Below are 12,744 nucleotides of genomic sequence, written 5' to 3'. Positions count from 1 at the left end.
TTCATTATGAAGGGCTTTGCCACCTATGAATGCAGGCAATAGAATTCTCGGTATTATGTATACCCAAATTAGAACTAATTGGAGGAACTACCATGGACGATATTTCAATGAAACCGCAGCAGGTTACAATCACGGCGCTCAGCGAGGAAGGGGAGGGCATTGGCCGTCTGGACGGCATGGCGGTATTTGTGCCCGGAGCACTGCCCGGGGAGATCGTGGAATGCGTTTTAGTGGAGCAGAAGAAAAACTATGCCAAAGGCCGGCTGACGCAGATCCTGGCGGCATCACCTGCTCGTGTTGCGCCACCCTGTCCCTATTTTCCGGAATGCGGCGGTTGTCAGCTGCAGCACCTTGACTATCCGGCGCAGCTGGAAGCCAAGCGTGTGACGGTTCAGGACGCGCTGGAGCGGATTGGCGGGTTTAAGGGGATCGAGGTGCCGCTGACGCTGGGGATGGATGCGCCTTTGCGTTATAGAAACAACGGCCAATACCCTATACGGAAGGTCAATGGGCAGGTTCGGGTTGGTTTTTTTAAGGCGGGGTCCCATGAGGTCATTGACATCAAGGACTGCTTGATTCAGCCGGAGATCAACGGGCGGGTTGTTGCGGCACTCAAGACCTGGATCCAGGAGACCGGTGTGACGACATACAATCCCAAGACACAGGAAGGTGTGCTGCGTCATCTGATGATCCGGCATTCCAACATCACCGGCGGACTCATGGTGGTGCTGGTGGCGACGGTGAAAGCGATGCACGGCGAAGCAGCACTTGTAGCCCGGCTTGTGGGCGCAGTCCCTGAGATCGAGAGCCTTGTGCTCAATACAAACACCAAGCCTGGCAGTCAGGTGCTGGGGCCACAAAATAAGGTGTTGTTTGGGACTGAACGGATTTATGGGGAAATAGACGGCTTTGAGTTTGGCATCAGTCCGCTGTCCTTTTTCCAGGTCAATACGGCGCAGACGAAAGTGCTCTATCAGAAAGCCATTGAGTTTGCGGATTTGAAGGGTACCGAAACCGTTTTTGACGTTTATTCCGGTATCGGAACAATATCTCTTAGCCTGTCAAGAAAAGCACGGAAAGTCTACGGGATTGAAAGCGTGAGACCAGCGGTGGAGGATGCAGTTGAAAATGCCAGACGCGCCGGTGTGGCGCATGTGGAGTTTATAGCTGGCAAAGCGGAGGATGTCATGCCGCGACTGGCGGAACAGGGCATACGGCCTGATGTTGTCGTCCTGGATCCACCTCGTAAGGGCTGTGAGCCGGAGGTGCTTCGGACACTGCTGGACATGAAGCCGGAGAAGATCGTCTATGTGTCCTGCAAGCCTTCCACGCTGGCGCGGGATCTGAAAATTCTGTGCGGCGGCGGGGAGTCGGGCCTGGAGGAACCTGCCTATAAGCTGGCAGCGGTGCAGCCGGTGGATCTTTTTGGGGAGACGGGGCATGTTGAGACGGTAGTATTGATGTCACGCAAAGACAAATAATTGGCCAGAAAAGGGCTGAAATCAGAGGTTTTCAGACTTTCGGTAATGATCGCCGATTGCTGGAAACCTTTCTTTTTTATCTATTGTAAGTAGGGCAGGTCTTAAAGAATGGTTGGGTTGGGGCTATAGAACTGCTTTTTGCACTGCGAGTTAAGGGAACTACTGTATTTAGGATAGGTTGAAGCTAGAGAACTGTTGTTGAAAAGGGTCTAGAATAAAGAAAAAGCGTGGATTAATGAAGTTGTCACCTCGACTCCATCAAAAGTAATACCATCAATTGATAAAAGTATTTTATCGGTTGATGGTTTTATTTTGCCCTGAAAAGGCTTGAAACAAGCTATCCCCAGAGTTTTATGGGGCTGGCTTGTTACATTGTTTTGAAGTCTGCTGTTCAGATTCACGTCACAGTATGGTGTATGATAGTTTTTTTTTGCTTCAAATCGTTTGTCTTTTAATAGAGGTGTGCACTTAAAAGGTATATCGTTAAACATTTGAAGAATCGTTGAACAATAGTTTTTATTATTCATTTTCAAAATAAAGATTCATTTTATTATGCAATCGGTAACTGACAGTAAAGCGGTCACTTTTTTATTGTGTAATATTACCTCAATCTGGTAAAATTTAATAGTACACTAATAATCGTTTTTAGATCGAGGGGGGCGAAGAATTGAAAAGACGTGATACTGAAAGAGAACACGAATTAGCAAACAGAATATATGAAAATTCGCATATGTACGACTTACAAGGCCTTCTAATAGGGAAAAACAGCGAATTTACTGTGGCAATCGAGGCTTTTGATATAGACGAAAATGAAGAGTTCGATTACAGGAACGCATTTACGATTGATTCTTTGCATGCAAAATGCACCCTTGCATCAAAAATTAATGTTCCATTCTATATTATTGTACATAAAGAGAAAACTGATTTTTTTACTTACTACAATGTTGCATTACATAATGGTCAAGTAGTTGAGGTTTCACAGTCAATAAAAAGCACAGCCGAGTTTATACAATGGTGGGCTGAAAACAAAGGTACTATACAAACAAAAGGATATAACGAAATGCAGGGTCGAATAAATGATAGCTATATAGACGATGTTCTGGAGTCCAATGAGCTTAAATGGGGCGGAAATATTGATGGATTCATTATATCAAGGCATGACTCAAGTCAAGTGCTTGCGATTATAGAAAAGCGAGTGACTGCTACTTTCAATATAGAAAATTATGATCCAGCAAAATATTACAACTATCGAGGTGGCGATTATAATACCTGGTTACCTGTTTATGATCTCGCTCGGATGCTGAATGTACCACTTTTTTTATTAACATTTCAGGAAGGGAATAATACATCGGTTGGCGCAGCTGTTATTAAGGATGTATTACCTAAACAGCTCCTCTATAAGTCACCCCCTCCAAATACGAATATATTCAACAATATTATCTCACTGAAAAGGTGGATAAGTAAAAATTTAAAGTAACATTTTGATTTCTCAAATATTAATTCTAAAGGACATGAAAAACAAACGCCCTAACTGGTAATCAGTTCGGACGTTTGTTTTTTGCTTTCCTTTTACTTCAAATCTCTAGTTGTTCCATCTGTGCTGCATTATTCACGAGGTAGTTAAAACTTGACTGTAATCGAATCTCATCATGCGATATGATCTTGTAAACCCAAGATTTACCGCCATTTGCCATATTCCATTCTGAAACAGCACGACAGTATTCTTGCCCTGCGATTGACTTTTCCCAGACATCTCCGGATTTACTCTGTAAAGCCTTTTTTACTTCATCCGCAGCTTTTGTCTCGACCATATAGATGGTATTTTCAGTTTCTACTATGAAATCCGGTTCATAGCGACTTATTCCACCTGGACCATAATAGATGTTGAACTGTTTAGCAGAAGGGCGCATCCAACGAAGTACAAAGGTGTCATTTTCTAATACAATTGCAAACCTACGTTCGGTATCACTATCAAATTTATACAAAGTATGACACGCTTTATTAAAGCCTTTGAAAACCTTAGTTTTTACTTCTGATGATGGAAGTGTTGCACGTAAATCTAAAATATCATCCGACTTAAACTTACCTCCAAAACCAGTTTCAATACGAGTGAACGGTCTCATGCTAGAGGCTTTATAGCTGGTTTCCTCCTTATAGAAATGCTCATTCATTTGTGCATAGATTATTTCTGCTAAAGATTTCTGACGATCGCGCATAACCTTTTCAGCTTCTTCAGAATTTAAGTACGACAAAAAGTGGTTTTTAGCATCAGCAATAAGAGAATATATTAAATCGGCGCATGTAGTATAATCCACGTTATCATGGACGATGATATGCCTAGCTACTTCATTCTCTACAGTATCGGATTGGGAAAACAAATTAAAACTCGTCGTAAGTTCGAAAGTTTGCCCGCCTTCCTGCAACTCGGTTCCTACAAGTGTATCGTCAGATGGATGCCAGACCATGTTGCGAGTATCGAGTTTAAAAGGATAAAAACCACGTTTCACTTCAGTAAAAGGTTGCACAACAGCGATTGGAATGGGAATTACATTGTCGGTTAATGCTTGTACACAGGTATCTATAGCTTGTTCGACAACTACATCTAAATCTTCTTTTTTCAAACCGAGAACGGGAAAATTCCTTATTGTTTCATTCACAATGCTTGTATGAACAATTCTTCTGGTTTCTTCATCTTTTGTAGCATCAAAAGTTTTAACTTGTTTACCAAGCTCCATCACTGTTTTTGAAGCCATCTTTGCTACAAACTGTGCCACCTGAATGGTTTGTTCTTGTGAATTCTCTTCTTTGTAAGATGTCCTAGCTGTTTCCCAGAGAGTAAATGCTAATTGCTCTGTAAAGTTCTTTGATGATGTAATTTGATCATACACTGATGGAAGCTCTACTGTCTCGCGTTGGTCATCGGTTTTAATTTCTGATGGATCAATGTAGTATACCCGTCGTACTAATGAATTTGGATCATTAGCAAGATTTATGATAGTTTCATAGCGATCATGACTCACAATAGAAAGTCTGTCAACTTCATCTTCACCAGTTCTTTGACCGTATGGTAGACGAAGGCCGCGGCCGATTGTTTGTTCAGTGAGAGTCTCTGATGCTGAGGCACGAAGAGGAACAATTGTATATAGATTTGTAACATCCCATCCTTCTTTCAGCATATTAACATGGATAACGATCTCAATTCTGTTATCTGATTGTTCTAACGACAACAATCGCTCAATATTCTCATCTTTTTCTGCACCTCGCTGTGCGGAGTTGATTTCAAGTACCTTATCACGGTAATAACCGCGAAAAAAGCTATCAGAGGTCAAATATTCTTTAATTTGCTTTGAATGATCAGTATCTTTTGCTACTACAAGAACAAATGGCTTGACCAAAGGTTTTCCATAAGTACGAGAAAAAACGTCTAATTTGCTTTTCGTTTCTTCATGCAGCCTGATCCCATCGTTTAATTTTTCTCGGTCAAGTTGTATCGGTGTGTACTCTTCAGGCCTGAAATCTTTCCGAGTAAAAACAGCAGGGACCTTAACGTACAAACCGTCATTGAGCGCATGTGCAAGTGAGTATTCGTAAACAACGTTCTTAAAATCAATTTTTCGCGCGCCATTTTGTATTTGTGGCGTAGCTGTCAATTCAACTCCTAAAATAGGTTTCAATTCATTAATCGTCTCAAATCCTCTGTCTGCATGATAATGATGACTTTCATCCATAAATATGCAAAGGTCGGGCAGCTCTTGAAGATATTTGAAGTATGATTGTCCAAGAACTTCATTTAGCCGACGCATTCTTCCAGAATCTGAGTTGAGTTTTGAAATATTAAATACATTAATGATAATACCAGAGTCAAAAAAAGTATGTTGTCTAAAGTCTTCATAGTTATCACCATCAATTATTCTAGGCGGGTTAACAAATTTGTCTAAGCCACGAAAAACGTATTTGGGATTTGAAGAATCTCCAAGATCTGTTTTCAGTTTTTTATAAATCGTTATGTTGGGAGCCATCACAAAGAAGTTCTTTATACCTTTCTCGTAGTGAAGATAAGCGATTAAAGCACCCATTAGCCTTGTTTTACCAATACCAGTAGCAAGAGCAAAACACACAGAAGGGAATTCCCTTTCAAAGCTTGTGAGAGTAGGATAAAGCTCTCTTATCTTGTTCAATTCGTCATCCAAATCTGGAGTCTTCGATAGTGATAAGATATCAACTATTTGCTGAAAACGCTCTAAACTCTCTCTCTGAGGAGGACGTAGAGCAAGACGATTATTAATGAACTTTGCATTACTATTCAGCATCTTCCCATTCCTCCTCATCAATTTCTGGCGGATTAACAATGCTTAAGTTATAGTTATCAACACCATATTCACATTTGAATAATATTGATTGTGGTATTTTACGTACGTCTATATTTTCATAACGTTTTCCAAGCCCAACATCAAACGCAGGTGCACAAATTAACAATTTTTCGTATTCTGTGAGATCTCTCGAGATGTCATCCAGCTGAGCAGTTGTTAAGTACTGTGTTGTGACAAAAATGAAGCTGTTATCTTGACTGATACCTTGCTTCCAGAAGACATCCGGGTCTGGACTATAAATAAATCCGTTTAATTTTGCTATTGCTGAAACCAACATTTGCGCATTATACTGCTCATTAAAAATAGGTTGACCGTGAGAGTCAGTCACTATAAGTGTTGGTGCAAGTTCATAAAACTTGAAGCCTCCACCTCCTTGCCATTCTAGAGCTTTTGAAATGCCTCCTTGTTCTCCATCAATAACAGATTTAATCCGCGGTAAGCAATGTGTATAACAGTGGTTACCTAGCTCGATTCCAATCCACTTACGGCCCATCTTATGTGCGACGGCAGCAGTTGTTCCAGAGCCGAGAAAACTATCAAGAATAAGATCACCTTCACTGCTGCCTAAAGTAAGAATGCGCTCAATTAGTCGCTCTGGTTTCGGCGTTGCAAAAACTGACTGAGAATTAAAAGCCACGACTTCTTTGCGAGCATCTTGATTGTGACCTACCTCTGTGTGTTTCCATAAGGTCATTGCTGTCATTCCATCCTTAACATCAGTCAAAAACCGTTTTATTCGGGGAACATTTTCTCCTTTTTCACCAAACCAAATACGATTATCTGCTACGAGCTCTGCAAACTTCTCCTTAGAAAATCTCCAACAATATCCAGCAGGCGGGTTTACTATTCGTCCGCTAGGGGTTGTTATTGGGTAGTCCGTATTTGCATTGTAGGTTTTTACTGAAACATCGCCAGAAGTCCAAGGCCCTCGCGGGTCGTTATCCGGATTTTTGTATCGACTATTCATTTTTTCTGTTCTCGGTAGTAAATTAGGTTTCCACATTGGTTTGTTTTTTGCATAAACCAAAATAAAGTCGTGACTATCTGAAAGCCATTTTGCATCATTCTGTGGCGAAAACTTTTTTTCCCAAATTACGGTATTAACGAAATTCTGACGACCAAATATTTCATCGCACAGTACTTTAAGATAATGACCTTCGTCATCATCAATACTTATCCAAATGCTACCGTCATCACTTAACAAGTTTTGAAGAATTTGCATACGCGGCTTCATCAATGAAAGCCAGGTCGAATGCTCCAAATTGTCGTCATACTGTTCGAATGCAGATCCAGTGTTGTAAGGAGGGTCGATATAGATACATTTTACTTGACCTGCAAAATTTTGCTCGAGAGCTTTTAAGGCAAGTAAATTATCCCCATGTATTAGCATATTTTCTGAATTAGGGTCGCCATAATCGTATGATGGATCGTGCAATAGAATTCTAGGCTCCACTTGTGGTTCATTTCCTTTGCCAATCCAAGTTAGTTCCAGTTTTTGCATTTTGAATCCCTCCGTATTCTAAACAACTTCAAATGAAATTGTCATAATGTGTTCAAGTGTAGATGCACCTTCAAGTTTAGATCTGATTTCTAGCTGTAACCGCTCATTTTGGACATCGATTTCATCTTCGCGGTCATATATTTCGCGACGTAGCTTCTTTCGCTTTTCCTCAAGACGATTGATTTCATCCTTCATGTCAAGCATTTCTGATAATGGCTTATCTGTACTAGCTTTAAATAAGCGCTTCTTCTCAGTTATTTCTTTGTTCAAATCTTTAAGCTCTCGTTGCAATCCGTCTTTTAGGTCCTCACTAAAGGCATCTAATTTTGCACACTCAGCCAAGAAGTACTCTTTGTTAGTACGTTCAATCTCGGACTTCTGTTTTTCTGCATTTGTCTGCCTGAGAGAATCTAGAATGGACACGTCGGTTCCAGAATCATGTATTATCTCTGCGGGTAATTCCATGATACGATTTATTAAGTCATCATCCAAATCAGTTCCATCCTCGGTTACAACTGAGAAAATCAAATGTTCTTCAGTATCAAAACCGCTATATATGAGTTTATCAATCGAAAGAACTCCACGTAGATTAGGGTGGCTTTCTAGAAAGCTAATACGATGATCCAGAGCGTTCGTGTGATCAAAACGTATTGTTACGGGTGTTAATGGAACTTCTACTGCCTCAGAGAGCCATTGTTGGCACATAGGATCATCACGTCGTAAAAATATGTCTCCTTGGCGCTCTGCATCTTTCCACTGAACATTATATGTCTCTGTTGAACCATTTACTTGGTATTTAAAACGCCATTGGTCCAACGGTTGGACTCTCTCCGCACCTTTTATTATAAAAAAGTTACAGAGCCAACGGCTAAATTTATCGAGGCCAGCAAGCGTATCCATCTGACAACCCCTAAGTCGAGCAGCGACTTCTTCATCGAAGTTTTCAAGGATAGACTGACGGGCCGCAACCATTTTTTCATTAATACGGTCTGAGAGTTCCTCTTGTAATGCATCAAATTCTCTTTGAATTTCATCGGTTGTTTTACAGGTCTGATAAATTTCTGCAATTCTTTTTTCAAAATCAATGCCGGATTCGATTGATCCAAGCACTTCATCTGATGAACCGAACAATCCGCTAAACAAGCGAAATTTTTGATCTAAAAGCTCATAAACTCGAACGTCAGCTGCATTCTTTTTATTCAGGAAGTTTATTACAACAACATCATTCTTCTGACCATAACGATGGCAGCGGCCTATGCGCTGTTCAATCCGTTGAGGATTCCATGGCAGGTCATAATTTACTATTAAACTACAAAACTGAAGGTTGATACCTTCTGCAGCGGCTTCTGTTCCAATCAAAATACTCGCTCTATCACGGAACTCTTCGACAACGGCTGCTTTCATATCTGCTTGACGGGAACCAGAAATGATACCATCATTTTTATGACGCTCTTTCCATTCAGAATAAATTCGTTTTGAGATATCGTCGTTGTTTGAGCCATTCAAAAAAACGATTTGATCTTGAAACCCATTGTTTGATAGTAGGTTCAACAAATAATCTTGTGTTCGGCGAGATTCAGTAAAGATGACCGCTTTTCTTTGCCCACCACGTTTTTCTGTCTCATCAAATCCATTTTGAAGCGCAACCAGCAAATTTTCACCCTTGGCATTATTGGTGATACTCTTGGCTAAATCAGCGTACGCTCTCAACATGTTGAGTTCATTTGAAACGGCAGCTCGATCTTGTTCAAGGCCATTAAGCAGCGGATCTTCTGCATCTTCTTGTTCTTCGATTAGTTCATCGAAGGTATCGTAATCTTCATTAAATTCAAGCTGAGTATCAAGCCCCTTTAGTAGTAGCTCTAACCTCTCAATCAATGAATTTAATGTGCCTGATATTGCAAATGTAGAAGACGCTAATAATTTCCTTAATACCAATGTGATTAAGGTTCGTTGCCCTTGCGGAAGAGCAAATAATCGCTCAGTTTGTAGATAGGATGACACTAGATTATAGAGTTTTTCTTCATCTGCTGTTGGAGTATATTCCTGTAAAATAGCAATACGGCTAGTGTAATTGACATACTCCGTTACTTGCTTCCGGAGTGTGCGTTTGCAGAATTGTTGTAGCCTTATTTTTAAAGCTCGATTACGCAGTTCTTCATTTGTAACCGAAACATACATGTCACGGAAGGTACGAGCATCTCCAAAGACATGCTCGTCAATGATACTTACCAAGCCATATAACTCCATCAGATTATTCTGAAGAGGGGTCGCGGTAAGAAGTAGTTTGCGTTTCTTTGATAACGCCATTTTTAGTCGGCTTCCTGTAACATTACCTGATTTATAAACATTACGAAGTCGGTGAGCCTCATCTATTATGACTAGATCCCAGGGTGTAGCATGAACTTCGTTTGCCTTTAGTGAAGCAAAGTTATAAGAGCAGATAACAACTTCATCCTTGAGATCGAACGGATTCAAGGCGCCTGCTTTTTTTGCTTTGTTGAAATTGGATGACTCGAGTATTGTGGACTTTATGTAAAACTTCTCTTCAAGTTCGGCTCTCCATTGTGTTCGAAGGGAAGCCGGAACAATGAGCAATATTCTACGCTTGCGTTCTGACCAATGCTGCGCAAGCACCAATCCTGCTTCAATGGTTTTTCCTAATCCAACCTCATCAGCAAGTAATGCTCCATTTGATAGTGGTGATTTCAAAGCAAATAATGCAGCATCAACTTGATGGGGATTAAGGTCTACCTTAACGCCTGACATTGCTGACGCAAGTCCATCAATGCTAGCTTGAGGACGTTTCAACATAATTTGTTCAGCAAAATACCTCGCCTGATGCGGCGTATATCTATCCATAATGAATCACCCCCACCTATTTCTTAGATTCGTCGCTTATTTCCATAATGTCTGCAATATCGCAATTCAAGGCTTTGCAGATTTTCTCGAGGATTTCAGTGTTGACATTTTCATTCTTTCCTAGTTTGGTGATTGAAGCCGAACTGATACCAGCAAGCTGTTGAAGATCCTTTTTTTTAAGATCTTTATCAATAAGTAGCTTCCATAATTTTTTATAAGTAATTGCCATTTCGCTCACCTCATTTAGAGTATCGAAGCATATTGCACCCGACTGTACAGGAAAAGCATATCAAATAAAAAATGAAATAGCAAGAATAAAACGAGCGAACGCTTGATTTTGCATACATTTCTCTTGATTTACTCTGTTTGAAATGTTACTGTTATAATATGGAGGGAATAATATGATATTCATCGGTGGTGTTCACGGGGTTGGTAAATCATATTTTTGTAGCAGAGCCGAATCAGAAATGTCTATAAATACATACTCTGCTAGTGGACTGATTTCTGAAAGAAAAAAGGCGAAATTCTCCAATGACAAACTCATACCCGACATTGATGAAAATCAGCAATATCTACTATTAGCAATCGATGAGCTGAATTCATTAGGAAGTCAGTACATCCTTGACGGACATTTTTGCTTGCTTAATTCACATGGAGAGATCACAAGAATTCCGATCGATACTTTCCTAAAACTCCAACCTGATGCAATCATCCTGCTTACATCAAATCCAGATGTAATTGCTGAAAGACGTAGGCAGCGCGATGGTATGGACCACAGCATTGAAGATATCACTAGATTTCAGAATGAGGAAATTACGTATGCGACAGAGATCGCTAATACGCTAAAAGTACCTTTTATTGTTTCTTTAGGAGAGGATGATTTAGACAAAATACTCGACTTTATTCGAGTGATTATGGGGAGGTAGTATGATGGCAGGGAAATTCATGTTCAAAAAGTTTGCGGATATTGATTTAGACGACCCATTTTTCGATTCTCTCAAGGAAGATTATCCAGCAGATGAACATAATATAGGCTTTGAAAGGTGGTTCCAACGAAAAGCGACCACTGATTCAACGGCACTCGTGTTTGATGATGAAGAAGGCTTAGGAGCTTTTATTTGCCTTAAAGATGAGAATGAGCCGATTGAACTGGCTGATGGTGTACTCCCGGCCATCCCAAGAATTAAAATAAGTACACTCCGACTCGCGGAAAGATATCGAGGGCAGAGACTTGGTGAAGGTGCAATTGGATTAGCCCTCTGGAAATGGCAAAGATCTAAGACTGAAGAAATATATGTTACGGTATTTGAAAAGCATGATACACTCATTGGACTCTTTGAACGCTTTGGATTTATTTTGGCTGGCTATAACACTAATGGCGAGCGTGTTTACATAAAAAGCAGAGGTTCTGTTGATTATAGTGATCCTTATAAGTCATTTCCTTTTATTAATCCGACTTTTAACAAAGCCGGTTACTTGATTGTGAACGACGTTTATCACGATACACTATTCCCATATTCTGAAGTTAGTAGGACTTTACAAGAAAGCGTTGGCTTGGCTGTAGCAAATGGATTATGTAAAATATATGTAGGTGCACAATATTCCCGCCCACATTATCAAACTGGAGAGCCTGTACTCATTTATCGCAGGCATACAAAGCAAGATGGGCAGAAGCCTAGGTACAGATCATGTGTGACCTCATACTGTATTGTCAACAATGTAGTAATGGTAAAAACAAATAATCGATGCCATCTTTCATTTGATGAGCTTAAAGCACTTATAGGTAATAAGTCAGTTTACAACGAACGCGAAATGAGAACTAAATACGATAACGATCGTAATTTAGTTATTATTGAGATGCTCTACTATGGTTATTTTGGCGAAGGAAATAACGTTAACATGGATTGGCTTGATCGAAACAATTATTGGACCAAGGGAAATGAATATCCTGCAGAAACTCAATTGAGTCCTGAGGAATTCAAAGCAATACTTAGGGAGGGCGACATAGATGTGTCAAATGTTATTATCGATTAATCCTGAGCATGTTGAAAACATCCTCAGCGGGAAAAAACTCTTTGAATTTAGAAAAGTACGATGTAAGCCTGAAGTTGATAAGATCATTATATATGCGACAGCTCCACATAAAATGGTAGTAGCTGAAGCTGAAATTGATGAGATTATTGAAGATGATATCAATGAAGTTTGGAGGCAGACAAAAGAGTATGCGGGGATAACTTATAATTTTTTCCGGGCCTACTATAAGGGAAAAAAGAAAGCAGTTGCATATAGGCTAAAAAATGTTGAAGCCTATGACGAACCTAGGAAGCTTTCAGATTACGGAATTGATTATCCACCGCAGTCGTTTATCTACTTAAAAGCCTCAGCCCTGTAATTATCTATTAAAGGGACATCAAAAGTCGCACTGAAAAATGTGCGGCTTTTTTATGCTTGACAGGACATTTTAAATATGATACGCTAAAAAGCGAAGTAGCGAATAAGCGTAAAAGCTCACTTATGAAAGGAGGTTCGA

The 12,744-nt window shown here is 40.1% G+C and carries 9 protein-coding genes; 5 read left to right on the top strand and 4 right to left on the bottom strand.

The genetic code is table 11. The annotated features are described in order from the left end of the window. The first annotated feature begins 92 nt into the window (after positions 1-92). On the top strand, positions 93-1,481 hold the full coding sequence (gene rlmD / locus AC4PHM_RS09525; protein WP_492017582.1) for a 23S rRNA (uracil(1939)-C(5))-methyltransferase RlmD: 1,389 nt from the start codon (positions 93-95) through the stop codon (positions 1,479-1,481). 667 nt (positions 1,482-2,148) lie between these two features. Further along, on the top strand, positions 2,149-2,958 hold the full coding sequence (locus AC4PHM_RS09520; protein ID WP_492017581.1) for a hypothetical protein: 810 nt from the start codon (positions 2,149-2,151) through the stop codon (positions 2,956-2,958). Positions 2,959-3,055: 97 nt separating this feature from the next. Here AC4PHM_RS09520 and AC4PHM_RS09515 read toward each other — a convergent pair whose 3' ends face one another. Genes AC4PHM_RS09515 through AC4PHM_RS09500 form a run of 4 tightly spaced genes read right to left on the bottom strand, consistent with a single transcriptional unit; the run spans position 3,056 to position 10,443 of the window. Further along, positions 3,056-5,791: a DEAD/DEAH box helicase family protein gene (locus AC4PHM_RS09515; RefSeq protein WP_492017580.1), complete on the bottom strand. Its 2,736-nt coding sequence runs from the start codon at positions 5,789-5,791 to the stop codon at positions 3,056-3,058. After that, positions 5,781-7,352, bottom strand: a complete 1,572-nt coding sequence (locus AC4PHM_RS09510) for a site-specific DNA-methyltransferase (RefSeq protein ID WP_492017579.1) — start codon at positions 7,350-7,352, stop codon at positions 5,781-5,783. The genes AC4PHM_RS09515 and AC4PHM_RS09510 overlap by 11 nt, the downstream gene beginning before the upstream one ends. 18 nt (positions 7,353-7,370) lie before the next feature. Next, positions 7,371-10,214 carry an SNF2-related protein gene (locus AC4PHM_RS09505; protein ID WP_492017578.1) on the bottom strand — a complete coding sequence of 948 codons (2,844 nt, stop codon included), beginning with the start codon at positions 10,212-10,214 and terminating at the stop codon, positions 7,371-7,373. A 16-nt stretch (positions 10,215-10,230) separates the two neighbouring features. Beyond that, a complete protein-coding gene (locus AC4PHM_RS09500) occupies positions 10,231-10,443 on the bottom strand; it encodes a helix-turn-helix domain-containing protein (protein WP_492017577.1) in 213 nt (70 codons plus the stop codon). Positions 10,444-10,615: 172 nt separating this feature from the next. On the opposite strand from AC4PHM_RS09500, the gene AC4PHM_RS09495 reads away from it, so the two are divergent. The 3 genes from AC4PHM_RS09495 to AC4PHM_RS09485 are packed head-to-tail and all read left to right on the top strand — an operon-like array spanning position 10,616 to position 12,606. Next, complete coding sequence (locus tag AC4PHM_RS09495; protein WP_492017576.1) at positions 10,616-11,140, top strand: AAA family ATPase; 525 nt, start codon at positions 10,616-10,618, stop codon at positions 11,138-11,140. Positions 11,141-11,144: 4 nt separating this feature from the next. Beyond that, the gene (locus AC4PHM_RS09490) at positions 11,145-12,248 is read left to right on the top strand and encodes a GNAT family N-acetyltransferase (protein WP_492017575.1); all 1,104 of its coding nucleotides are present in this window, start codon (positions 11,145-11,147) and stop codon (positions 12,246-12,248) included. Continuing rightward, positions 12,223-12,606: an ASCH domain-containing protein gene (locus tag AC4PHM_RS09485; protein ID WP_492017574.1), complete on the top strand. Its 384-nt coding sequence runs from the start codon at positions 12,223-12,225 to the stop codon at positions 12,604-12,606. Before AC4PHM_RS09490 ends, AC4PHM_RS09485 begins: the two co-directional genes overlap by 26 nt. The last annotated feature ends 138 nt before the right edge of the window (positions 12,607-12,744 follow it).

Source organism: Acidaminobacter sp. QWL-03, assembly GCF_058683855.1.
Note: the sequence above shows the minus strand (reverse complement) of the source record. Positions and strands in the feature narration are given on the sequence as shown.

What these genes read in the sequence shown, in the direction of transcription:
- AC4PHM_RS09510 (WP_492017579.1), bottom strand. Translation starts at nt 7,352, where the DNA reads ATGCAAAAACTGGAACTAACTTGGATTGGCAAAGGAAATGAACCACAA.
- AC4PHM_RS09490 (WP_492017575.1), top strand. Translation starts at nt 11,145, where the DNA reads ATGGCAGGGAAATTCATGTTCAAAAAGTTTGCGGATATTGATTTAGAC.
- AC4PHM_RS09500 (WP_492017577.1), bottom strand. Translation starts at nt 10,443, where the DNA reads ATGGCAATTACTTATAAAAAATTATGGAAGCTACTTATTGATAAAGAT.
- AC4PHM_RS09515 (WP_492017580.1), bottom strand. Translation starts at nt 5,791, where the DNA reads ATGCTGAATAGTAATGCAAAGTTCATTAATAATCGTCTTGCTCTACGT.
- AC4PHM_RS09495 (WP_492017576.1), top strand. Translation starts at nt 10,616, where the DNA reads ATGATATTCATCGGTGGTGTTCACGGGGTTGGTAAATCATATTTTTGT.
- AC4PHM_RS09505 (WP_492017578.1), bottom strand. Translation starts at nt 10,214, where the DNA reads ATGGATAGATATACGCCGCATCAGGCGAGGTATTTTGCTGAACAAATT.
- AC4PHM_RS09485 (WP_492017574.1), top strand. Translation starts at nt 12,223, where the DNA reads ATGTGTCAAATGTTATTATCGATTAATCCTGAGCATGTTGAAAACATC.
- rlmD (WP_492017582.1), top strand. Translation starts at nt 93, where the DNA reads ATGGACGATATTTCAATGAAACCGCAGCAGGTTACAATCACGGCGCTC.